General features: G+C 41.6%; 22 protein-coding genes. 11 read left to right on the forward strand and 11 right to left on the reverse strand.

Translation table 11 applies throughout. From position 1 onward, the window contains the following. Positions 1–11 precede the first annotated feature (11 nt). Positions 12–1,001, forward strand: a complete 990-nt coding sequence (locus HW120_RS13710) for a glycosyltransferase family 2 protein (RefSeq protein WP_177734649.1) — start codon at positions 12–14, stop codon at positions 999–1,001. An 83-nt stretch (positions 1,002–1,084) separates the two neighbouring features. Next, the gene (locus HW120_RS13715) at positions 1,085–1,924 is read left to right on the forward strand and encodes an OmpA/MotB family protein (RefSeq protein WP_177734650.1); all 840 of its coding nucleotides are present in this window, start codon (positions 1,085–1,087) and stop codon (positions 1,922–1,924) included. A gap of 210 nt (positions 1,925–2,134) precedes the next feature. Here the strand turns inward: HW120_RS13715 and HW120_RS13720 are convergent, their stop codons facing one another. Genes HW120_RS13720 through HW120_RS13730 form a run of 3 tightly spaced genes read right to left on the reverse strand, consistent with a single transcriptional unit; the run spans position 2,135 to position 5,280 of the window. Next, positions 2,135–2,755: an L-threonylcarbamoyladenylate synthase gene (locus tag HW120_RS13720; RefSeq protein ID WP_177734651.1), complete on the reverse strand. Its 621-nt coding sequence runs from the start codon at positions 2,753–2,755 to the stop codon at positions 2,135–2,137. A 24-nt stretch (positions 2,756–2,779) separates the two neighbouring features. Then, the gene (locus HW120_RS13725) at positions 2,780–2,929 is read right to left on the reverse strand and encodes a hypothetical protein (protein ID WP_177734652.1); all 150 of its coding nucleotides are present in this window, start codon (positions 2,927–2,929) and stop codon (positions 2,780–2,782) included. Positions 2,930–2,940: 11 nt separating this feature from the next. After that, positions 2,941–5,280, reverse strand: a complete 2,340-nt coding sequence (locus tag HW120_RS13730; RefSeq protein ID WP_177734653.1) for an ATP-dependent helicase — start codon at positions 5,278–5,280, stop codon at positions 2,941–2,943. A 156-nt stretch (positions 5,281–5,436) separates the two neighbouring features. On the opposite strand from HW120_RS13730, the gene HW120_RS13735 reads away from it, so the two are divergent. After that, complete coding sequence (locus HW120_RS13735; RefSeq protein ID WP_177734654.1) at positions 5,437–5,955, forward strand: DUF7935 family protein; 519 nt, start codon at positions 5,437–5,439, stop codon at positions 5,953–5,955. Positions 5,956–6,038: 83 nt separating this feature from the next. Here HW120_RS13735 and HW120_RS13740 read toward each other — a convergent pair whose 3' ends face one another. Together HW120_RS13740 and HW120_RS13745 are read right to left on the reverse strand one after the other, a co-directional pair. Further along, entirely contained in the window at positions 6,039–7,784 is a 1,746-nt protein-coding gene (locus HW120_RS13740; protein WP_177734655.1) for a hypothetical protein, read from the reverse strand. A 209-nt stretch (positions 7,785–7,993) separates the two neighbouring features. Continuing rightward, entirely contained in the window at positions 7,994–10,063 is a 2,070-nt protein-coding gene (locus HW120_RS13745) for a M1 family metallopeptidase (protein WP_177734656.1), read from the reverse strand. Positions 10,064–10,151: 88 nt separating this feature from the next. Between HW120_RS13745 and HW120_RS13750 the strand changes: the two genes are divergently transcribed. From HW120_RS13750 to HW120_RS13765, 4 genes are all read left to right on the forward strand, one after another. Continuing rightward, positions 10,152–10,883 carry a Dph6-related ATP pyrophosphatase gene (locus HW120_RS13750; protein ID WP_177734657.1) on the forward strand — a complete coding sequence of 244 codons (732 nt, stop codon included), beginning with the start codon at positions 10,152–10,154 and terminating at the stop codon, positions 10,881–10,883. Positions 10,884–10,890: 7 nt separating this feature from the next. Next, complete coding sequence (locus HW120_RS13755) at positions 10,891–11,505, forward strand: HD domain-containing protein (protein WP_177734658.1); 615 nt, start codon at positions 10,891–10,893, stop codon at positions 11,503–11,505. A gap of 78 nt (positions 11,506–11,583) precedes the next feature. Next, on the forward strand, positions 11,584–12,090 hold the full coding sequence (locus tag HW120_RS13760; protein ID WP_177734659.1) for a hypothetical protein: 507 nt from the start codon (positions 11,584–11,586) through the stop codon (positions 12,088–12,090). Between the two features lie 3 nt (positions 12,091–12,093). Further along, on the forward strand, positions 12,094–12,780 hold the full coding sequence (locus tag HW120_RS13765) for an aspartyl/asparaginyl beta-hydroxylase domain-containing protein (RefSeq protein WP_177734660.1): 687 nt from the start codon (positions 12,094–12,096) through the stop codon (positions 12,778–12,780). A gap of 137 nt (positions 12,781–12,917) precedes the next feature. Here HW120_RS13765 and HW120_RS13770 read toward each other — a convergent pair whose 3' ends face one another. The 4 genes from HW120_RS13770 to HW120_RS13785 form a co-directional block, all read right to left on the reverse strand. Continuing rightward, the gene (locus tag HW120_RS13770) at positions 12,918–13,184 is read right to left on the reverse strand and encodes a hypothetical protein (protein ID WP_177734661.1); all 267 of its coding nucleotides are present in this window, start codon (positions 13,182–13,184) and stop codon (positions 12,918–12,920) included. A 146-nt stretch (positions 13,185–13,330) separates the two neighbouring features. Beyond that, positions 13,331–13,774: a hypothetical protein gene (locus HW120_RS13775; protein WP_177734662.1), complete on the reverse strand. Its 444-nt coding sequence runs from the start codon at positions 13,772–13,774 to the stop codon at positions 13,331–13,333. A 26-nt stretch (positions 13,775–13,800) separates the two neighbouring features. Beyond that, on the reverse strand, positions 13,801–14,166 hold the full coding sequence (locus HW120_RS13780) for a hypothetical protein (RefSeq protein ID WP_177734663.1): 366 nt from the start codon (positions 14,164–14,166) through the stop codon (positions 13,801–13,803). 295 nt (positions 14,167–14,461) lie between these two features. Beyond that, complete coding sequence (locus tag HW120_RS13785; protein ID WP_177734664.1) at positions 14,462–16,555, reverse strand: S41 family peptidase; 2,094 nt, start codon at positions 16,553–16,555, stop codon at positions 14,462–14,464. A 206-nt stretch (positions 16,556–16,761) separates the two neighbouring features. On the opposite strand from HW120_RS13785, the gene HW120_RS13790 reads away from it, so the two are divergent. From HW120_RS13790 to HW120_RS13805, 4 genes are all read left to right on the forward strand, one after another. Then, on the forward strand, positions 16,762–17,502 hold the full coding sequence (locus HW120_RS13790; RefSeq protein WP_177734665.1) for an MBL fold metallo-hydrolase: 741 nt from the start codon (positions 16,762–16,764) through the stop codon (positions 17,500–17,502). Between the two features lie 81 nt (positions 17,503–17,583). After that, entirely contained in the window at positions 17,584–19,686 is a 2,103-nt protein-coding gene (gene recG / locus HW120_RS13795; RefSeq protein ID WP_177734666.1) for an ATP-dependent DNA helicase RecG, read from the forward strand. A gap of 149 nt (positions 19,687–19,835) precedes the next feature. Beyond that, positions 19,836–20,699 carry a bestrophin family protein gene (locus HW120_RS13800; RefSeq protein ID WP_177734667.1) on the forward strand — a complete coding sequence of 288 codons (864 nt, stop codon included), beginning with the start codon at positions 19,836–19,838 and terminating at the stop codon, positions 20,697–20,699. A gap of 105 nt (positions 20,700–20,804) precedes the next feature. After that, positions 20,805–21,728: an AraC family transcriptional regulator gene (locus tag HW120_RS13805; protein ID WP_177734668.1), complete on the forward strand. Its 924-nt coding sequence runs from the start codon at positions 20,805–20,807 to the stop codon at positions 21,726–21,728. Here HW120_RS13805 and HW120_RS13810 read toward each other — a convergent pair. Together HW120_RS13810 and HW120_RS13815 are read right to left on the reverse strand one after the other, a co-directional pair. Next, positions 21,725–22,099, reverse strand: a complete 375-nt coding sequence (locus HW120_RS13810) for a DUF779 domain-containing protein (RefSeq protein WP_177734669.1) — start codon at positions 22,097–22,099, stop codon at positions 21,725–21,727. The genes HW120_RS13805 and HW120_RS13810 overlap by 4 nt on opposite strands. Before the next feature lie 74 nt (positions 22,100–22,173). Continuing rightward, complete coding sequence (locus HW120_RS13815; RefSeq protein WP_177734670.1) at positions 22,174–23,679, reverse strand: aldehyde dehydrogenase family protein; 1,506 nt, start codon at positions 23,677–23,679, stop codon at positions 22,174–22,176. Between the last annotated feature and the right edge of the window lie 120 nt (positions 23,680–23,799).

A 23,799-nucleotide genomic window follows, 5' to 3' on the forward strand; every position in this document is an offset into this window, starting at 1 on the left:
AAGCGTATACTTTGAAAAAAACAGCTGTAGTCATATTAAACTGGAATGGCGTAAAATTACTGGAACAGTTTTTACCCTCCGTGATCCACCATTCGCCCGAAGCGACTATCTATGTGGCCGATAACGCCTCAACCGATACGTCCGTTGCTTATGTAAAAGCGCACTTTCCTACGGTAAAAATCATTAGCAACAGTCGTAATTTTGGCTTTGCCGGAGGTTATAATGAAGCCCTGAAACAGGTAGAAGAAGAGATTTATGCGCTGGTAAATTCCGATATTGAAGTAACGGAGAACTGGCTGCAACCGATACTTGCACTTTTTGAGCGGGAACTGCAAACAACGATTATCCAGCCGAAAATACTGGATTACAAACAGAAAACACATTTTGAATATGCCGGTGCTGCCGGTGGTTATATTGACAAATACGGCTTTCCATACTGCCGTGGCCGCATCTTTGATACCGTTGAAGCCGATAAAGGTCAATATGACGACATAACCGAAATTTTCTGGGCATCCGGTGCCTGTATGTTTATCCGGAAAAATATTTTCCGGGAATTAAACGGTTTTGATTCCGATTTCTTTGCCCACCAGGAAGAGATCGATTTGTGCTGGCGTGCTTTTAACAAAGGCTATACGGCAAAATACTGCGGTTTTTCTACCGTATACCACGTGGGCGGCGCAACGCTGAATACCGGAAATCCCCGTAAAACATTCCTGAATTTCAGGAATTCCCTGTGGATGATGACTAAAAATTTACCCAAAAAGCAATTGTTCCCTACCCTTTTTATCCGGTTATCGCTGGATGGAATTGCCGGAGTGCGCTTTTTTTTCCAGGGAAAATTCAAACATACCTGGGCTATTCTAAAATCACATTACTACTTTTACCTATTCATTAACAAGTCATTACAAAAAAGAAATGCCATTCAGTCTGAAAATTATTACCGGACCAGGTCAATAGTTTATCGCTATTACTTAAAAAATGGCAGGTTTTTTGATAAATAAGATTTAACATTAGTTTATCTTTTTAAACTTTAACCCGCAGTAAAATCTTAGTAAATTTGTAATTCCTATAAATTCATCATTTTATGAAAAAAATCGTTATTGCCCTTTCAGTACTTGCAATCACTTTGACCTCTTGTGGTTCAAAGAAAAAAATTGCATCATTAGAAGAAGAAAATAAAAAAATTCAGGACCTTTTAAACACGTGTACCGTTAAGTTAAATTCTTGTTTAACTGAAAAAGACGCTATGGCGGGACAACTTGACTTTTTAAAGAAAAACAACTCCGATTTAATTAATAATATGGGGAATTTGACCACTTTATCTTCAAAAGGTGCTCAAAACCTGGAAAAATCTTTGGAAAGTCTTAAAGAAAAAGATTTAAAAATTACCCGTCTTCAGGATGCGTTAACGAAAAAAGACAGTGTAACGCTTGCTATCGTTACCAGTTTAAAAAGCTCGGTGGGTATCAGCGATCCGGACATCCAGATCAATGTAGAAAAAGGAGTTGTATTCATCTCTATTGCCGATAAATTATTATTTAAAAGCGGAAGCTACGTAGTGAGCGACAGAGCAAAAGAAGTTTTAGCGAAAGTAGCGAAAGTAGTTAACAGCAAACCGGATTTTGAATGTATGGTTGAAGGACACACGGATAATGTGCCTATCAAAAATGCCGTATTAATTGACAACTGGGATTTATCTGTTAAAAGAGCTACCTCTATTGTGAGAGTATTACAGGAAGATTTGGGTGTAAATCCAAAACAATTAATCGCTGCCGGAAGAAGTTTCTATGTGCCTTTAGCAGATAATGACACGCCTGATAACAGAGCTAAAAACAGAAGAACAAGAATTGTTGTCCTTCCAAAAATCGATCAGTTCTATGATATGATCGAAAAAGAAATGAAAAACATGGCTGGTAAAAACTAATTGTTTTTAACACCATCCCTATAAATAGAAAAAGCAGGTCCGAAAGACCTGCTTTTATGTATCCCTAATTTTTTTTTAATAACCAATTAAATATTTAAATTAAGAATAGCACTTTGTATAGCTGTTTATAGCGATTTGGCTTAATTTTTCTTACGCTAAGGTATGATATATTATCGTATAAACAAAGATTTTGCCAAAAAACAAAAATAACTACAACACATCCAGACTTCCTTTTCCTTCACGGATAACTTCCGGTTCACTGCCTGAAAGATCAATCACCGTGGAAGCGGTATTATCCCCATAGCCACCATCTATTACCGCATCGACCAGGTTCTGCCATTTCTCAAAAATCAATTCCGGATCGGTTGTATATTCAATAACCTCATCGTCATCATGAATGGATGTCGATACGATCGGGTTCCCCAGCAGGCGAACAATATCCAGAGCAATCGCATTGTCCGGCACCCGGATACCCACAGTATTTTTCTTTTTAAATTCTTTCGGCAGGTTGTTATTACCGGGAAGAATAAAGGTGTATGGTCCCGGTAAAGCGCGTTTTAATATTTTAAAGGTAGCCGTATCGATTTGCTTGACATAATCGGAAATATTGCTCAAATCACAGCAAACAAATGAAAAATTGGCTTTATCCAGTTTGATACCTTTAATCCGGGCTATCCGCTCCAAAGCTTTCGAATTGGTAATATCACAGCCCAATCCATAAACCGTATCGGTTGGATAAATGACTAATCCGCCATCTTTTAAAATTTTCACAACCTTGGCAACAGCTGCCGGATTGGGATTTTCTGGGTAAATTTTAATAAATTCTGCCATGCTTATAGCTTTTACGGTTAAACATTATCGGGGCTTATCGTTGTGTTCTTTATTTTTCTGCTTCATTCGTTTGAAATAGTAGAACAATAAAAGGCCTAACCCAAAAAACACGGCTGTTATAACAACCTGCCAGATGAGTAATCCTGTTGCATCATGTTGTGTCGCTGTTTCCATTTTTTATAAATTTACCCTATTACATCCAGTTTCGCAAAACGCAGCAATAGTTTTTTAATTCCGCCTACTTCAAATTTAATTTCCGCTTTTTTATCGGCTCCAACGCCTTCCAGGTTCAGGATCTGTCCTTTTCCGAACCGGTCGTGCATAACCACATTCCCTACATTCAGGGCATTATTGGCCAGATTGGCACTTCCGGATGTTGGTACATTACCCGAAACCGGTTTCAGCTTACGGATATTTCTATCCATTTTCGGTTCCTCGTTATCCGTTATATATTTGGGCGGCGTTCCGGCAATCGGTTTTGCCAGTCGCAGTTTGGATTTGTCCACATCGCCAAAAATATCAGCATTAATTGTCGGTTTATAACGGTAATTGGTTTCCACCGGTGTTAAATATTCCAAATACTGGCTGTCTATTTCTTCAATGAATCGGGACGGCTCGCTATCAACCAGTTTTCCCCAGCGGTAACGCGATTGCGCATAGGTCAGGTAAGCCTGGTGTTCTGCCCTGGTTAAGGCTACATAAAACAACCGGCGTTCCTCTTCCAGTTCACTACGGGTATTCATACTCATCGCACTCGGGAACAGGTCTTCTTCCATCCCTACAATAAATACGGTTGGAAATTCCAGTCCTTTTGCCAGGTGAATGGTCATTAGCGCTACACGGTCGTCATCGCCGGTATCGTTATCCAGATCCGTTGCCAAAGCCACATCTTCCATAAATTCCGATAACGCACCACGGGCTCCGTCTACTTCTTTCTGTCCTTCAATAAAATCCTTGATACCGCCCATCAAAACTTCGATATTCTCAATTCGGGCAATACCTTCAGGCGTACTGTCTTTTTTCAGTTCCTGGATCAATCCGGTCTTTTTGGCAACATAATCGGTTAGATATAAAGCATCCTGGGTTTCATTAATTACCTGGAAGCTTTTAACCATCGTTACAAAATCCTTCAGTTTGCCTTTGGTTCCGGAGTTTAGTTTTAAATCAATTTTATCAATATGCTCCATTACTTCAAAGATGGAACGTTTGTAATGATTCGCCGCTATGATTAATTTTTCTACGGTCGTACCGCCAATTCCCCTTGCCGGATAATTGATAACACGTACCAAAGCTTCTTCGTCTTTCGGGTTGATAACCAATCGAAGGTAGGACAATACATCCTTGATTTCCTTACGCTGGTAAAATGACAATCCTCCGTAAATACGATACGGAATATCTCTTTTACGGAGCGCATCCTCCATTGCCCGGGATTGCGCATTGGTGCGGTACAGAATCGCAAACTGATTGTTGTTCATCTGATGCTGCATCTTTTGCTCAAAAATAGTACCGGCTACAAAACGTCCTTCTTCGCCATCGGTTAAACTGCGATGGATTTTAATTTTTGGTCCAAAATCGTTTGCCGTCCAAACCACCTTATCCAGTTTGGTCTGGTTTTTATCGATAATGGTATTCGCGGCTTCCACAATGTTACGGGTAGAACGGTAATTCTGTTCCAGTCGGTAGGTGTTTACGCCTTCATAATCTTTCTGAAAGTTTAAGATGTTGTTGATGTTCGCCCCACGGAAGGCATAGATACTCTGCGCATCATCCCCTACCACACAAATATTCTGGAAACGGTCGGACAACGCCCGCACAATCAGATACTGGGAGTGGTTCGTATCCTGGTACTCATCCACCAGTATATAGCGGAAACGATCCTGGTATTTCATTAAAACATCCGGAAAACGCGTCAGTAATTCGTTTGTTTTTAATAGTAAATCATCAAAATCCATCGCGCCCGATTTAAAGCAGCGCTCAACATAGTTCTGATAGATTTCGCCCATACGCGGTTTTTTACTCATCGCATCGGCTTCCTGTAATTCCGGATTGTTAAAGTAGGCTTTAACGGTAATCAGGCTGTTTTTATACGACGAAATCCTGCCCAAAACCTGTTTGGGTTTGTACACGTCTTTATCCAGCTGCATTTCTTTGATAATCTGTCCTATCAAACGCACACTGTCCTGAGAATCATAAATGGTAAAATTGGAAGGATATCCCAGTTTGTCGGCTTCACTACGCAGGATTTTAGCAAAAACCGAGTGGAATGTTCCCATCCATAAGTTTTTGGCTTCGCTGTTTCCAACAATGCTGGCAATACGCACTTTCATTTCCTTTGCGGCTTTGTTTGTAAAGGTTAAGGCCAATATGTTAAACGAATCAACTCCCTGGTGCATCAGGTAAGCGATACGAATGGTTAATACTCTGGTCTTCCCTGAGCCCGCTCCGGCAATCACAATCATAGGCCCGTCTTTCTGTAAAACCGGCGCACGCTGGGCTTCGTTAAGCTGATCAATATAATTTTGCATGGTGATAATATCAAACTTCAAAAATACTACTCATTACGCTTTATTACAATTAATTTACGATAGTTTTTTATTTTGCGTGTTTATTTCTTTATTCGTTTATTTGTAACGCTTTGAGCCGATTTTTAATTCTAATTTTAAAATATTTCCGATCATACTATGGACGCAACCAAAATCGTCGAATTATTAGCATATACTGTTCCTGCAATCATTACCGGTGGTGTAGCTTATTATTTCTTTAACCTGCACACCCAAAATGAAGAAGGACGCCGTCGTTTTTTATTACACAAGGAAGCTCAGAAAAGTGCTCTTCCGATTCGTTTACAGGCCTACGAGCGCATGACCTTGTTTTTAGAGCGTATCAATCCGGCAAAATTACTGGTGCGTATTGCTCCGATCACTTCCGATAAAAATGATTATGAAAGCTTGCTGATCCACCATATCGAACAGGAATACGAACATAACCTGACCCAGCAGATTTATATCTCCGAGGAAAGCTGGAATATTATCCTGACCGCAAAACACACTACTATCCAGATTATCCGGAAAGCATCTATGGGTGCTGAAAATGCGAATAAACTGCGTGAAATTATTTTAAGTGATATGATGGAAAAACAATCGCCGAGTTCGGTAGCCTTGTCGTTCCTTAAAAACGAAGTGGGCGAATTGTTTCGCTAAACAGCATTATCACTGACCTTAAATAAAAAAGACTTTTCAAATGCATGAAAAGTCTTTTTTCGATTAAAATAACAAACAAACAATTAATTATCTCTGATCACGTGGGCTACCCCCGTAATCGTATGTGTGACCGCCGGATTCATATTATCCGGATAGGTTCCGTTAAACGTAAGGTCTATATATTGTCCTACAGCTCCAAAATTACTCAGGTTAAAAGAAACCGTATTGGAAATCTGTGAAGAGATATAGTTTCCGGGTACTCCTTCAACGCTGAAATTGGTAGTGGTATAGGTTCCCGGCACATTGGTATTGCCCCAGATATAAATTCCGGTGTTAACGCCATTGCCGTGTATGTTCAGTCCGTTAGGTGTATAGGATGCTCCCAGGTTTGTCAATATGTAAACCGTTGGATCATTATCAACCTGATAGGAAATAAATTCCGTCACCGCATTACAGGCGACAATATTACCAATGTTCGTTACCGGGCTGGTAAATGTATAGGTGATGTTACCCGTTGTCTGTAAATTATCATAATCCGATCCTTCTAAAGAAAAGTTCACTGTAGAAGTACCGCAAACCAGCGTGTTAAAGCTAAAAACACCGTTTGTAATCATGGCATATTGCGGCTGATTTCCGTAATTTAAAATAACATAACCGTTTGTCACAGCGGCATTGCTGCAATTCACCAGATTCCCCTGTATCTGCGTGGGCATTACTCCCGGATTGTTAACAACAATCGTCGGCAAGGTTGTATTGCCAGAGAAAGGCCCTATTGGTGTTGAACTGATTATTCCGCCGCAGTTATCGTAAATAACCATCGTTAAGCTTTCGTTTGCCGGCACCAGTCCGCAAACCTGTCCGTTCGTATTGGTTGTTCCCATAACCGGATACAAGTTCCCGCTTCTGATAATACCAACCTGAATGCTGGACAATGGGTTACCATTAGCATCTTCCAAAGACACACACATTGAAATTACCGGGAATTGGGCATCGCAGTTCCACCATGAAAAATGGGAAACATTCCCTACATAGGTATTGCCTTGTTTGGTTGCACTTCCTTCCTGTATCCAATACCCTTTCGCATTATCAAAATGCCATAGCGGAATCGTCGCCGGAGCGGAAGCCAGCTGGCTGTTGTCTATTTTCATGACCATTTGCGCGGTATGTCCGCTGGCGATTTGCAGTTTCTGACCGGCACTGCCCCGTAATTCCACATTAAGCATTCCCAGTGTTTCCAAAGCTTTTGCGTTGCCGCTCTCGTCCTGGGCAAATAAAGTTCCCGGCATTAGGCTGCTTAAATTAGCATCAGACGGCAGTAAATGATACATTGAAACACTCACACTGCCGGAATAGGCCGCACCGTTTGCATCCTGAAAAGCACCGTCAAAAACAACTTTCGTTCCGGAAGCAAGCGTTACTTCACTCGCCGCACCGGAAGCAATAACCTGAACCGGCTGTAAAGGCAGCATCATGATTTTTACATTATTATTCCCGTTAGTAGGAACCATCGTACGCGAGCCGTCTACATAACCGGCTTTTTGCGCAGTGATATACGCAAAACGTTCGTAAACCGCAGCCGATTTAATGATAAACACTCCGTTACTGTCTGTTTGAGCAGTTGTGCTTCCTATTTTTACATTTACGCTTTGAACAGGATTGTTGTTAACGTCTACTATCTGTCCGATAAAATCACGGGAAACCTGATTTCCAAAATTACCGGAGATATTACCACCTCCGGAACTGCCTCCTTCATAAGTACTTTCAGATTCACATCCAATCGTCAATAGCATGGAAGCCAGTACTACCATTAAGAGTTTGATTTTATTCATAAGCTTGTTGTTTAGTGTTGTTACCTTATAGATACCGTTTGTCTGTATTAGTTGCGTAAATAAATCGCATTTTTTAATATTTATTTAATATAAAAAACAACATTATTTAACAAGCAATACTTTAATAACAACAAAACACTTAAAAATATAAACAAACCCAATTATACGAGTTTTAAAAATAAGCCGTACAACAGCTGTTTCCAGCTGCTTTATTCTTCGAGCAGTCTTTTTAACTGTGCCTTTTCATTTTCCGGCAGTTTGGGTAATAATTCCGTCAGATAGGCTTTGTAACGTTCCGTTTTTAGCAGTGTCCGGATGGTTTCCCGGCAGAATTTGCTGAACTGCCATTTGTGATGGATGGTTCCGTTTACCAGATAGGCTAAGGTATTGCTGTCATTTTTGTTCAGGTACAACAAATTGACCAGCGCATTCTGACGGACGTTACTTTCATATTTCGGGGAAGCATAATCCAGTAGTTCTTCATAAAACGGCATTTTATGATCGTTTTGATAATCGGCTGTGGCAAGTGCCAGCGTCAGCCAGCTTATTCTCAGGTTTTTATCGTTAAATCCCTGCCAGTTCATCGTTTTGTCCAATAATGGCGTACGTTCTTCCGGGAATTGTGCCCACAATGCCTTAAGTGCAATTTCCTGAGTGATATAGGACGCATCATCCAACAGCACTTCATATTCTTTTTTAAAGGTTTTCGGGATGGTGCGCAGTGATTTTGCCACCGCCTGTCTTGCTTTCAGATCCGAAGATTTTAAGGCTACGCGAAACAGGGCTACATTTTGCTCAAACGGTGTGTTTTCAAGCTGATAGATCACTTCTTCCTTAGCCGGATAAAAGGCATCCGATTGTAATACCGCTTCCAGTTTTTGCGCTTTGACCGTTAAAAGCTGATCCTGTAAATCTACTATTTCAAGGTAATCCCGGATAAATTTGTTCTTTTTAACAATCGATAAAGCCTCCGCTATTGGAAATTCGGCACTTTCCAGCCAGTTTTTCCGGAACTGCTGTGTGTCAAAATCCGAAACCTTATTGATTTCGGCTAAAAAGTCATCGGTTATTACATTTTTAAACGCATATTTCTGCAAATAGGCCTGCACGGCTTTCCGGAAAGGCTCCTCACCTACGTTAGTGCGCAGATAGTGTAAAGCCCACGCTCCTTTCTGGTAAAAGGTAATCGAACTTGCTTTTTCATTTAACAACGGTATCGCATCTGTTTTGGAAGCCCGCAACAAACGTTCGGCCATTTCATACAATTCCCAGTTAAAATGATCGGCTCCAAAGATTTCCTTTTCTGCCAGTAAGGCATAATACGTCGCAAAGCCTTCCTGCAGCCAGTGGTGTTTGCCCGATTGTGCCGTGATCAGATCCCCAAACCACTGGTGTGCCAATTCATGGGCATTGACATTCACATAGGTTCTGTCGTTAAACCCGGTTTCATCTACTACATAATCCTGGGAAAAAATGGTAGCCGTAGTGTTTTCCATCCCGGCATATAAAAAGTCCAGTACCGGAACCTGCCGGTAAACCTGCCACGGGTATTTCACGCCTATTTCGCGTTCGAAAAAATCGAATATTTCCTTCGAATAGCGGTAGGTCGGTTCAAATTTAGCCGTATCGGTATCCTGAAGGTAAAATTCCAAAGGAGTGCCCGTTGCCGTAATTGCCGTTTTTTTAGCAAACCTGCCAATAGCCAGCATCGCCAGATAGGAACTCATTGGTTTTTCCATGGCATACTGCCAGACCATCCGGTTATTTTTCAGTTCTTTATTCTTCAGCACACCGTTTGAGAGTACCTGAAAATCTTTATCGTAAGCAATCGTAAGCGAAAAGATCATTTTTTCATTAACATCATCAAAGCTTGGCAGCCAGTGACTGGTGTATTTCCCCTGTCCCTGGGTCCAGATCTGGGCCAGATCGCCGGCTCCTATAAAATACAGGGTTTGTCTGGGCTGGGCTTCATAATGCAGTGTCAGCTTGTTTTTCCCTTTTTTAAATCCTTCAAAAAGCTGTAGCTTCCTGCCGTTATTTTTAAATGCAACGGTTTTGTTATTGATCTTTACCTGTGTAAAATCCATACGCTGCGCATCTATCGCAATCGTATCGATTGCTGCCAATACCTCAAAATCATAAGTGATATCGCCGCTTATTTTTTTTGCCGCTACATCAAATGCGAGGGAGGCATTGATTGTTTTAAAGTCTACTTTCTCAAGTTGTTGCGCCTGTGTAAAAGCACAAATAAAATAAATTACCGCAATTAGTCGCTTCATATCGGGAATAATGGAAAGCTCAAAGTTACAAAGATTGCCCTAACATTTTCGCTGCTTTTTTGTAAGTTTACGCTTTAATCCTTCTATTTTGAAACCAAAAGCCGTTTTTAACTGGAGCAGCGGAAAAGACGCTACTCTTGCCCTTTATAAAACCCTTCAAAACGATACTTTCGACGTTAATTACCTGCTAACCAGCATTAGCAAGCAATATGACCGGATCTCCATGCACGGGGTTCGTACCGCATTACTGGAGCAGCAGGCGGCCAGCATCGGTATTCCGCTGGTAAAAATGGAAATTCCAGAAATGCCTACGATGGAAGTATATGAAGCCGTAATGCAAAATACGCTCACCGGTTTAAAGGCAAAAGGGATTACCCATTCCATCTTTGGCGATATCTTTTTAGAAGACCTGCGGCTTTACCGGGAAAACAAATTGGCTTCCATGGATTTACAGGCTGTTTTTCCGCTCTGGAAAATCCCGACAACAGCACTTATCCGGGAATTTATTGCCCTGGGTTTTAAGACTATCGTAACCTGCGTCAATGAAAAACACCTTGACAAGAGTTTCGCCGGACGGATTATTGATGATTCCTTTATAAACGATTTACCGGACACGGTAGATCCCTGCGGGGAAAACGGGGAATTTCACACCTTTACCTTTGATGGCCCGTTATTTAAGGAAGCTGTTCGCTTTGAAATCGGCGAAATCGTACACCGAAAATATGAAGCCCCAAAAACAGATACCAGCTGCAATACAGATCCCGAAAAAACTCCTGCTCCGGATTATGGTTTCTGGTATTGCGATTTAATTCCAAAATAACACCTTCATGCTCCAACAAATATTCTGCAACCTGATCGCTAAATACGATGCCGATACGAACACTGCCAATGCCCTGTGGCATACTATTGCTAAAAATTACAACAGTTCCGGAAGGTATTACCACAACCTCAGCCATCTTGAAAATTTACTGGCTTCCTTAACGCAGCACAGCGAAATGATTGAAGATTGGGACACGGTAGTATTTGCTGTTTTTTATCACGATGCCGTTTACAATACCATCAAACAGGACAATGAAGAAAAGAGTGCACAACTGGCCGAAAAAGAATTAACCCGGATCGGGTATCCTGCACACCGGATCCAGCGCTGCAAACAGCATATACTGGCAACGAAACGACACGAATCCGGAACCGATACAGATACCAATCTTTTCACCGATGTCGATTTATCCGTTTTGGGAGCAGACTGGGATACTTATGCCGTTTATTATCGGAATATCCGTAAGGAATATGCCATTTATCCCGACATGTTGTATAATCCGGGAAGAAAAAAGGTTTTACAGCATTTCCTGGCAATGGATACGATCTACAAGACTGCCGTTTACCGCGACCGTTACGAGCAAAAAGCAAAAGAGAACCTGCAGCGGGAACTGGAATTAATATAGTCTGTTAAAATCAGGTAAAACCACTTAATCCGGACAGGCTGCTTTTTACTATTTTTAAGCTCCCAAAATAACACCGGAATGCAGTTTGTACAACATACCCTGGAACTTGAAAAAGTTCTGACGTTTCTCAATGAAATCGGCATCGCTGTAGTTGAAAAAGAACTTCACGATACCTTTTTACCGGGACTTTCCTTAGGTCCTGGTTGTATTTATGTAGATTTTGAACGCCTGTTATATCCCGGTGATTTATTGCATGAAGCCGGTCATCTCGCCGTTACCACTCCTGCAGAACGGAAAGTAGCCGGAACGGAACAGCAAAGTCCCGACTGGCCTTCGGGCGGTGAAGAAATAGGCACACTGCTGTGGTCATTTGCTGCGGCACAGCATTTACAGCTTCCGCTTGAATTTGTGTTCCATGCTAACGGTTATAAAAACGGTTCGGACATGCTGATGGATAATTTCAGAAAAGGCAATTACATCGGGCTTCCGTTTTTAGAATGGGCCGGCATGACCTTAAGTGAGGCAAAAGCCGCAACCGAAGGAAAAAAAGCTTTTCCCTATATGCAAAAATGGTTAAGAGAGTAAAGTATGAAACCGGTACGTGCAATAAAATTCCCTTTTACATTTGACAAACAGCGTTTACAGGACGATGTTGCCAAAATAATGTCCTACAAATGGACCGATCATTACAACAAGAACGATTATAACGGAAAATGGACTTCGGTAGCGCTGATGTCGGAAAACGGAAAATCAGATTCCATCCTGGCAATGAACAGCAAAGCGATACATTATACCGATGCTTTGTTATCCTGTGCTTATTTTAAATCGATACTCGATAATTTCCCTTTTGAAAAAACTGCAGTCCGGCTGCTCAATTTAACCGCAGGAACCGAGATAAAACCGCATCGCGATTACTGTCTGGGTTATGAAGACGGCTCTTTTCGCCTGCACATACCAATTATCACCAATCCGGACGTTATATTTATCCTGGATGATAAACGGCTCGTTATGGAAGAAGGCGACTGCTGGTACATTAATGCGAACTTTACCCATTCGGTCGTAAATAACGGTACTGCCGACCGTATTCATCTGGTTATTGACGGACTTCAAAACGAATGGACCGATGCCCTGTTTTATAAAGAAGCTTCGCCGGAACAATTCCAAAAACCGGTTTCGGAACTGACGGAACCGGAAAAACAGCGTATCATTGAGGAACTGAACCGCATGAACCCTCTTGTTTCCGAAAGCATCATCAAAAGCCTGAACAACAGTTGATTTTACCATTACACCCAAAACGACATATCCCTAACAAAGAAGGTAGGCTTAACCAAACCTACCCTCTCCTGTCTATAAACACAATTTATTTATGGAACTCTAAACTATGCTTACTATGACCTTCATTTTATGTGGCATTATAATCGATAAAATCGTTTTGAATCTACAACCGGTTTTGCCATTAACGGAAGGCTTTCTTCCCTGCCGTGGACAATAAAGTCAAAGCTTGCTTTATTCAGTGATTCGTCCATAAAATCCTGTAATCTGAAATCGGCCTTTACCTGCCTGATTGATACTTTTGTATTGTAATCGGTATAGTGATCACTTAAAACCGATTCTGTTCCCAGATAGTACTTTTTTCCGTTAATTGTTGCAAATGCGGAAACTATAAATGATCCGTTCATGGGGCTTTGTTTTTTTGGTTAAACAACGTTCTTTATTTATATAGGATTCGTTTTACACAAGTTGTTTTACCGGGATAAAGCAACTATACTATAAAGGGGGGCTTTTTACGTATTACTCCGAACTTTTAATTTATATATTGATTTGGCTAATTTGCCAGGCTTTGCATCTGTATCCGGGATACCGCGAAACTATTCCACAGGGAACCGCAGAAAATAAGCAGCATACCCACGATTACCGTCCATTGGGTCAATGGCGAAAACGTTCTGCTTATCAAAATAATCAGGGAACCGGTCAGACTTAGTATAAAAGGCGCATATCCTTTTAATTTTATTTTTTTAAGCAATGCCCACAAATTCAAAATAAGCAGCAGCAACAGCAACGGAAACAACCATCCGGTATAGGAAATTTTTGCGATTCCGAAGCTTACCAGCATACACATATAGGATGTCCAGCACAAGGAACATTTTGGAAAAAACACCGTCAATACACGCAATACCAAAGCAGAAATTGCATGATAAATGCCTTTTTTTTGAGTTTCCGGTGCTTCCGTTCCGGAAACAGCGCTGTGATTACAAGTACTCTTATCCATCTTACTAACTTTTAAAGGTTACTTAATTACTGTCTTGAACTTGCCTTTAGACTTTGCAACCACGATGTATCTGCCGGTGGCAGATTTTCTAAAATGATACTTTCTGTTTTTTCATTCACAGTTTCCTTGCTGTTTTCCATTACCGCTGCGCTTTCTCCTCTGGTAAGGGCATTACTTTTCTGAAGCGAATACATTGCTAATAATGATGCTGCTGAGGCATCATCCAAAAGGCTTTTTAAATTAACCGGATTGTTAAATGCTTCCGGAGATTGTGTACCTTCTCCCTGCTGTGTTTCGATCTGAAAAGATTGTGTCATTTTTTGTTCTCCTTTCTGACACATACTAAAAAGAAACAACGAACAGGTTGCAATGGTAATTTGGGAAATTTTCATTTTTTCTACTATCGTTTTTTGGTTATAGTTCAATCGTCAAAAAATACTTAACCTTATAGCCGATAAGATAATTTTGTATACAGCATTTGAAAGCATAAAACTAAAAAGTAGCCCACTGATTTTTATACGTGTTTTTACCTGTTTTTTTCAGAAGCAGGGCCAAAGCCGGTCCGGCAGACAACCCGCTATCGATGAGAAACATACCGGCCCAATAGCCCGTATATCCTGGGTTTCGCTTGCTATATCCCATAAAAAATCCCGCTTGCAAACGGGATTTCTATGGCTAAAAAGCTTTTTATTTTGCTGATGCTACATACCGGAGTGCTCTTTCCAGTACCTCATCTTTATCGTTCATGAGTCCGTTTCGGGTGGGTTTTACTTCCACATCCGGAACGATACCAATTCGCTGGGTTTCCCTTTGGTCGGGATAATAAACACCCAATCCGGTAATCATGGTTTTAAAATTTCCGGGCAGGTCAATTTCAGAAACATTGCCATCGGCACCGGCTGTCTGGCTTCCAAATACTTTGGCATTTGGCGCCACCTGCAAGGCCATAGTTGTATATTCGGCATTACTCTGGGTGGTTTCGTTAACCAGTATCGCGATCCTTCCTTTATAATAATCCGGATTTTCACGTCCCACCTGCAAAGCTTTTTCGCTCATTTTAAAGCTTCCCGGATTTTCAAGTGATCCGGCAGCAAATTTGACAAAATCGGTTGGTTTTGGCATTAAATAACCGCCCAGGCTAAACACTATAAAATCGGACGGATAGCATCTTAAGTCAATAACAAGTCCTTTTGTTGTCTTGAATTTTTCCATGATGCCGATGATTTCCCCTCTCTGAAGGGCACCCGGATAAATATAACCGATGTTTCCTTCCAGCATTTTATGCGATGGTGTATCGTCTGCAAAAAACTGCACCTCCTTTAAAGGCTGACAGGCAATTTTTTTAATTTCATCTTTTTTACCGTTGTTTACCGTCACACTGATGCTCGCTGCATTCGTTCGCAGTAATTTACGGCTTATATCCCTGATTTCGGTTGCTTTATTGGAAGTTGCCAGATATTGTTTTTTATCATCTATTACTTTTTGAACGGGAACTCCGTTAATTTTAGTAATGATATCCCCTACTTTCAGATTGGTCGTTTTTCCAATTCCGTTTAACAAACGGGTTACTACTATTTTGCCTTCAATCGCTTTTAATTCAACCGGAGCAATGTTGGCCCCGAAAAAATTCTCAACCGCTTTACCAGCCGAAAAGACAAAACCATGGGAATCCTGAATTTCACTAACCAGCTGCATCATCGTGAGCTTATAGGTCAATTCGTCCTGGGCCGCTAAAACTTTAGGAATGTATTTTTTAAGTACGCTGTCCCAATTCTTTTCGATCAGGTGCTTGTACGGGAAGTAATACTCAATCATGTTCCAGTAACGGAAAAGTGCCAACAGTTTGTAGCCGTCGTCCGCCCATTTCATATCCGGATACGCTGCTTCATTTTTAAAGACAGGGTTATCCGCCTGTCCGAAGCCCAGGTAATAGCTTCGCTTGATTTTTCCAGGTTCCAATTTCCCGAAAGAAGCAATCCAGGCTTCTTTGTCTGTTGCAAATTTTGGCGATTTCACTATCGGAAGTGCTCTGAAAAGCGCATAATCCATATTGTACTTCCCGGCAGCGATTTCCGGGTGATGGTATTTTAAATAGCCCCATGTTTTTCCCAGTTCATACAGGTTATCCAGTTGTTGCGGCGTGGGTTTATTTATTGTAAAACCGGAGCCTGCGGCAAATTCCGTTATATCGTTGTCTGCCGGGTAACTAATGGTTTCAATTCTTTTTCCGTCGACGGTTATTACAAAATCGTCAAGCCAGATCTGTCCTTTTCCGGAAAGGAGTGCGCCCACATAAATCGTACTGGCATCCGGATGGTTCGGCACGGCGATGGAGTATTTTTTCCAGTCGTTTGTTCCGGCTATCCCCTCTTTCTCCATGTTTTCAAAGGCAACAATGCTTCCGTTTTTATCCAGACGGATAAATAAACCGGCAAAACCTTCCACATTATCCGTCTTCATATAGCCTTCCAGCCTGATCTCTTTCCCTTCATAACTGTCCGGTAACGTGGTGACCAGCACTCCATAAGGGTTTCCTCCTTCGGTTGCCTGGATTTTTACAGCATGCTTCCCGGAATAAACAACTACCGTGTCTTTCCCTATTTTATAATTTTCCCAAACATTCCATCCTGCAGGCAGCTGTTCGTTCTTTTCATACTGCTCAAAATCAAAATTGAATTTTGGTTTAACCGACTGCGCGTTTATTGTGTTCAGGAAGAACAACAGCAGCATCGCTACCGGCATTACCATATTCTTAAGACAGTATTGTTGTATTTTTTTCATATACCGCATGGTTTAATTTGTTAATTACGAATGCTTTTAATCGTTAAAAAGGGTTACTAATGTAGGTTTTTATTTTCAAAAAAAATAAAAGAAATTTACGGTTACTCTTTTAAATGTTTGCTACTTTTAATACCGATATTAAATCCGTTTGCGTTTTTTAACCCGATTCTTATTAAAACGCTTCAAAAAACAAAATGTTACCAAGCATGAAAATAGCCCCATTACAAGAAGGAAAATTCAATGTTGAAGCAGGAAAAACCTTTATCCCTTATGGCAATCTGACCAATCCTAAAGGTATGCTGCTGTCCATTCAGCCTTTTTTAATACAGACAAAAACGGAAGTTATCCTGCTGGATACCGGTTTGGGATTTTCTGTTGACAGCCGGTTGCAGCTGTTTACCGCTCTGGCAAAAGAAGGTATCGCACCGGAACAGGTTACGCATGTATTGCTGTCCCATTTGCATAAAGATCATACCGGCGGCATGGGGACTTTCCTGGCTGACGGTTCTTTTCAGTTCCATTTTCCGAATGCTGTTTATTACCTGCAGGAACGGGAATTGCGTTATGCCTTATCCGAAAAACACCAACCTTCCTTTGAACCGAAACTGCTGGAAGCCTTAACACAGCATCCGCAGCTGATTATGCAAACGGAAGACGAGGGTTTTATTACCGATACGATCCGTTTTACCGTTTGCGGCGGCCACACTCCCTACCATCAGGTGTTTTGGGTTACGGAAGACGGTGAAACCGCTTTTTACGGCGGCGACAATTTACCGCAGCTCACTTATTTACAGCATCATATAGCCTATAAAACGGATTTTGACGGCAAAGCCGCGATGGAATGGCGTAAAAAATGGGAGGTTCAGGCAAAGAATGAAAACTGGACCATCCTGTTATACCACGATAACGAGATACCGGTATTGCGGTTTAAAGCCGAAATGTTTTAAAAGTTTTTTGGTTTCCGGGTTTTCAAATTTCCCAATTTACCGCTATCTTCGTAAAGTGCTTTTACAAACACAAATTCCCGGATGAATAATCTTCTTGAAACTCCTATAGAATACCTGAAAGGCGTTGGTCCGCAACGTGGCGAATTGCTGCGTAAAGAACTCAGCATTCACCGCTATGGAGACCTGATCAACCTGTATCCGAATCGTTATATCGACCGCACCCGTTATTACAAGATCAACGAGCTGCAAAACAACAATTCGGAAGTACAGATCATCGGGAAAGTGATCCATATCAAAACCGTGGAGCAAAAACGCGGAAAGCGCCTGGTTGCTACTTTTGTGGACGATACCGGAGAAATGGAACTGGTTTGGTTCCAGGGACAGAAATGGATACGGGAAAGTTTAAAGCTCAATGTTGTTTATGTGATATTCGGAAAGGTAACGGCTTTTAACGGTATGTTCAATATGGCACATCCAGAAATGGAGTTACTGGCCGAACACGAAAAAAGCCTGCGCTCGGCAATGCAGTCGGTTTATCCGTCTACCGAAAAGCTGACTCAAAAAGGGATTACCAACAAAGCGGTAAACCGGATGATGCAACAGCTTTTTGTTGAAACACAAGCCTTGTTTAAAGAGCCGCTTCCTGCCTATCTGGTAGAAGAGTTAAAGCTGATCCCGAAAAATGCGGCGCTTTTTAACATCCACTTTCCGAAAAGCCAGGACCTGCTCGCCAAGGCGCAGTTCCGGCTGAAGTTTGAGGAGTTATTTTTTATCCAGCTGCAGCTGATTACCAAGAATCTTATCCGCAAGCACAAAATCAAAGGGCATCCTTTTGATAAAGTGGGCGATTATTTTACAACGTTTTACAACCATCATCTGCCTTTTGACCTGACAAATGCCCAGAAAAAGGTGTTGAAGGAAATCCGGAACGATCTGGGCAGCAATGCGCAGATGAACCGCCTGCTACAGGGCGATGTGGGTTCCGGTAAGACCATCGTGGCTTTAATGAGTATGCTGCTGGCACTGGACAACGGTTTTCAGGCCTGTTTAATGGCACCAACGGAAATTTTAGCCAATCAGCATTATTTAGGGATACGGGAACTGGCACAGGGACTGGACATTAACATCCGGATATTAACCGGTTCTACCAAGACCGCCGACAGACGCATCATTCACGAGGAACTGGAAAACGGCAGCCTGCACATTATTATCGGTACGCATGCCTTGCTGGAAGATAAAGTGAAATTTCACAATTTAGGACTGGCAATAATTGACGAACAACACCGTTTTGGTGTGGAGCAACGCTCAAAGCTTTGGAAAAAGAACGAGGTACCGCCCCATGTTTTGGTCATGACGGCAACACCGATTCCGCGTACGCTGGCCATGAGCCTGTATGGTGATCTTGATATTTCTGTTATTGACGAACTTCCGCCGGGCAGAAAACCGATACAGACCGTACACCGTTATGACAGCAACCGCCTGAAAGTATGGAAGTTTTTAAAAGATGAAATAGCAAAAGGACGACAGATATATATTGTTTATCCGCTGATCCAGGAGAGCGAAAAAATGGATTACAAGGACCTGATGGATGGTTATGAGGGTATCTCCCGCGATTTTCCGCTGCCGCAATACAGCGTGAGCATCGTGCACGGGCAAATGAAGCCTTCGGAAAAAGATGCCGAAATGGAGCGTTTTGCTTCCGGAAAAACCAATATCATGGTTGCGACCACGGTTATTGAAGTGGGCGTGAATGTTCCCAATGCGAGTGTTATGATCATTGAAAGTGCCGAACGTTTTGGGTTGTCGCAGCTGCACCAGCTTCGCGGTCGCGTGGGACGTGGTGCCGAACAGAGTTATTGCATACTGATGACCGGACACAAGCTGAGCAACGATACCAAGATCAGGATTGAAACCATGTGCCGTACGAACGACGGCTTTGAAATTTCGGAAGTGGATCTGAAACTGCGCGGTCCGGGCGATATTATGGGTACGCAGCAAAGCGGTGTACTGAATTTACAGATAGCCGATCTGGTAAAGGATCGCGAGATTCTGCAATTGGCACGTCACCATGCGATCAGGCTGTTAAAGGACGATGCTTCAATGACCAAACCGGAACACCTGGCTTTACGGCAGGCTTTTATTGAGATCTCGAAGAAAAAGAATATCTGGAATTATATTAGTTAGAAGGATGATTTTTGATATATGAAGTATGATATACGAGGGATGATTTTTGAGATCTGATATTTGTGATTTTACTTTAAATAATGCATTATAACTAATTACTATTCAAATACTATAAAATAACAAAACAAACAATATAAAAACTCAGCGGTATGGTTGCTTACAATCCCAAGGACTGGATTACTTTTATTTTTCGTTTTCACAAAGCGGATACCTTTCGTCAGTTAATCCCAATGATGATTACCATTGGTGTTTATTCCGCCGGAATCGGATATCTGGAAATGGAATACTGGAAGTTATCCGAGCAGAGTCATGTTAAGAATATCACCATCATGCACGGTATGCTGGGTTTTGTGATTTCCTTGTTACTGGCCTATCGCACGAACACTGCTTATGACCGCTGGTGGGAAGGGCGTAAATTATGGGGCGGATTAGTGAATAACAGCCGTAATTTGTCTATTAAGCTGGCCGCCATGCTAAAAGACGAAAGGGACCGTATGTATTTCAGAACAATGATTCCCGGCTATGCATCCATCTTAAACCGTCATTTAAAGAACACGAATACAAGCAAACAGCTTTCGGAGGATTTTGATATCAGCCTGGATCACAACAAGCACAAACCGAATCAGGTAGCCCGAATGATGTTCAACAAGATCAACGAGTTGTACGAATCCAAAAAGATAACCGGCGACCAGCTTATCATCATCAATAGCGAAATACAGTCGTTTACCGAGATCTGCGGTGCCTGCGAACGTATTAAAAACACACCTATTCCCTATTCGTACAGTGCTTTTATCAAGAAGTTCATTTTCTTTTATGTCATGACGCTTCCTTTTGGCTACGTATTCAGCCTGGGTTACTATGTGGTTCCGGTGGTTGTTTTTATTTTCTATGTTTTAGCGAGTCTGGAGCTGATTGCCGAAGAGATCGAAGATCCTTTCGGAGATGATGCCAACGATTTACCAACCGAACGCATGGCGAGCAATATCAAAATACACGTGGAAGAACTACTCTGACCGAACGTTAATTTTATCTTATTGAGGTTCGCACTTCAGTAATTTTCACTAAATTTAGTAGCCTGTATTTTCAGGCTGCTTTTTTTTAATTTGAAGTTACAAATCATGAGCTTATCCAAATCATTGCTAACGGCACCTGTTTTATCCAACGAAAAGTCACTGAAGACTTTAGTTGAAAACAGAACTATTTATTCGCTGAACAATTGCGAGTTAAATATTTTTGAAACCTATCAGACTTCCGACCTGGTTCCGCTAAAGTTTAATGATCTGGTGGTTACCAGTATGCTGAGAGGTAAAAAGATCATGCATTTGTTTGATGAGCCGGGTTTTGAATATGTACCGGGTGAAACCGTTGTTATTCCGGCGAATGTGGAAATGAAAATTGATTTTCCGGAAGCTTCCCGAAACAATCCCACGCAATGCCTTGCTCTGGCAATTGACCATATCAAAATAAAGGAAACGCTTCATTTTTTAAACGAGCGTTATCCCAAAGAAGGCAACGGCAATTTCTGGAAACTGGATTATGAGAATTATTTCTTTTACAACAATATCGAATTAGCGACCACAATTAACAAACTGGTAAAAGAATGTATGAGCGATTCGATAACCAAAGATGCTTTAGCCGACCTGACGTTACAGGAATTACTGGTCCGCATCATACAGACACAAACAATAAAAGCAATTGACACCAATGCTTTTCCGGACAAAAACAGTCCGATTATCCCCGTGGTGGAATACATCCGAAAAAATATCCGCGAGAACATCAGCTTAAAAGAGCTGAGCGATAAAGCCTGCATGAGCACTACTTCCTTTTACCGTTTCTTTAAACGGGAATTAGGCATGAGCCCTATTGAGTTTATCCTGAATGAAAAAATCAAACAGGCCAAACAGTTGCTAAAAAACCCAACCATCCAGGTAAATGAGGTTTGTTTTCAGTCCGGTTTTGAAGATTGCAATTATTTTATCCGGTTGTTTAAAAAATACGAAGGTATTACGCCTAAGCAGTACCAGCTGCTTTACATCAATTAATCTTCCTTATAGCGCAAAGGTTCCAGATCGCCCCGTTCTGCTTCGGTAAATAACCGGGAATGGATGATAAACCGTTTGCCATACGGGATTTCCAACGAAAAACTGGCACCTCTTCCGGTCACTACATCCAGCGTTAAATGCGTGTGCTGCCAGTATTCAAACTGGTCTTTGCTCATCCAGAATTCACAGCCTTCAATCACACCAAGGCATACATCGCTATATCCCAGCTGAAATTCTCCTTTTGGAAAACACATGGGCTGCGAGCCGTCGCAACAGCCGCCGCTCTGATGGAACATCAATTCGCCGTTTCGTTCTTTTAACTGGTTTATTAAAGCTATCGCTTCATTGGTTACTGCTACCCGTGCTGTCATACTTTTAAAATTTAAAAACCTAACAGGGCAGTTACCCTGTTAGGTTTCATTGAGGTACTTGTTTTTGAAAAAAATTAAAAGAATCCTAGTTTCTTTTTGTCATACGAAATGAGCATATTTTTGGTATTTCGATAATGTTCAAGCATCATTTTATGGTTTTCCCTTCCAAAACCAGATTTTTTATACCCGCCAAACGGAGCATGCGCCGGATAGGCATGGTAATTATTCACCCAGACTCTTCCTGCCTGGATAGCTCTCGGCACCTGGTATAATTCATGGGCATCACGGGTCCATACTCCGGCACCCAATCCATATAAAGTATCGTTTGCAATCGCAATAGCGTCTTCTACTGTTTTAAAAGTGGTTACACACACTACCGGTCCGAATATTTCTTCCTGGAAAATCCTCATTTTATTGGTACCTTTAAATACCGTAGGCTCGATATAATAACCACCGGATAATTCTCCTTCCAAACGGTTGATATTCCCGCCTACCAGCACTTCCGCACCTTCTTCTTTTCCGATTTTCAGGTAGGACTGGATTTTTTCGTATTGATCATTCGATGCCTGTGCGCCCATCATGACAGTTTTATCCAACGGATGTCCGATCTTTATTGCTTTTACTCTTTCGACAACCCGTGTTATAAATTTGTCGTAAATATCTTCCTGTACCAGTATTCTTGACGGACAGGTACAGATTTCGCCCTGATTTAACGCAAACATTACTGCTCCTTCAATCGCTTTATCAAAAAATTCATCATCGGCATCCGCTACGGATTTAAAGAAGATATTCGGGGATTTCCCACCCAGTTCCATCGTGGACGGAATAATATTTTCTGCCGCATACTGCATGATCAATCTACCGGTTGTGGTTTCGCCGGTAAAGGATACTTTGGCAATTTTAGGCGATGTTGCCAGCGGTTTTCCGGCTTCAATACCAAATCCGTTTACAATATTGATTACTCCCGGCGGCACTACATCTTTAATTAAATCCATTAATATCAAAATGGAAACCGGTGTCTGTTCGGCTGCTTTTACTACGGTACAGTTTCCTGCCGCAATAGCCGGTGCTATTTTCCAGGTAGCCATCAGCAACGGGAAATTCCACGGGATAATCTGTCCTACGACACCTAAAGGTTCGTGCAGACAGATACTTACGGTATTGGAATCATGTTCGGCAATGGTTCCTTCTTCGGCACGAATCACCCCGGCAAAATAGCGGAAATGATCAATACAAAGCGGCAAATCGGCAGCCAGGGTTTCGCGTACCGCTTTTCCGTTATCGATAGTTTCCACTGTTGCCAGGTATTCCAGATTTGCTTCCATGACATCAGCAATCTTATTCAGGACCAGACTTCTGTATGCCGGAGATGATTTTCCCCAGGTTTTAAAAGCTTCATGCGCGGCATCAAGTGCCAGATCAATATCTTCTTTTGTGGAACGGGCGGCTTTTGCAAATACTTTCCCGTCTATTGGTGATACATTTTCAAAATACTCTCCCTTAACCGGAGGCACAAACTTCCCTCCTATAAAATTATCATACTTTTCTTTAAATTGGGGTCTTTGAAATACATTGCTCATAATAATTGTTTTTTGCGTTTATTCAAATTTACCGCCAATGCCAACAGTAAAATAGCATAATTCCTTCAATCAATAGCATATTTTTTACACCTGTAAAATTTTAAGTTTATTTTATTAAGA

The sequence above is a fragment of the Flavobacterium inviolabile genome (assembly GCF_013389455.1).
In the GTDB taxonomy this organism is placed as follows: Bacteria; Bacteroidota; Bacteroidia; order Flavobacteriales; family Flavobacteriaceae; genus Flavobacterium; species Flavobacterium inviolabile.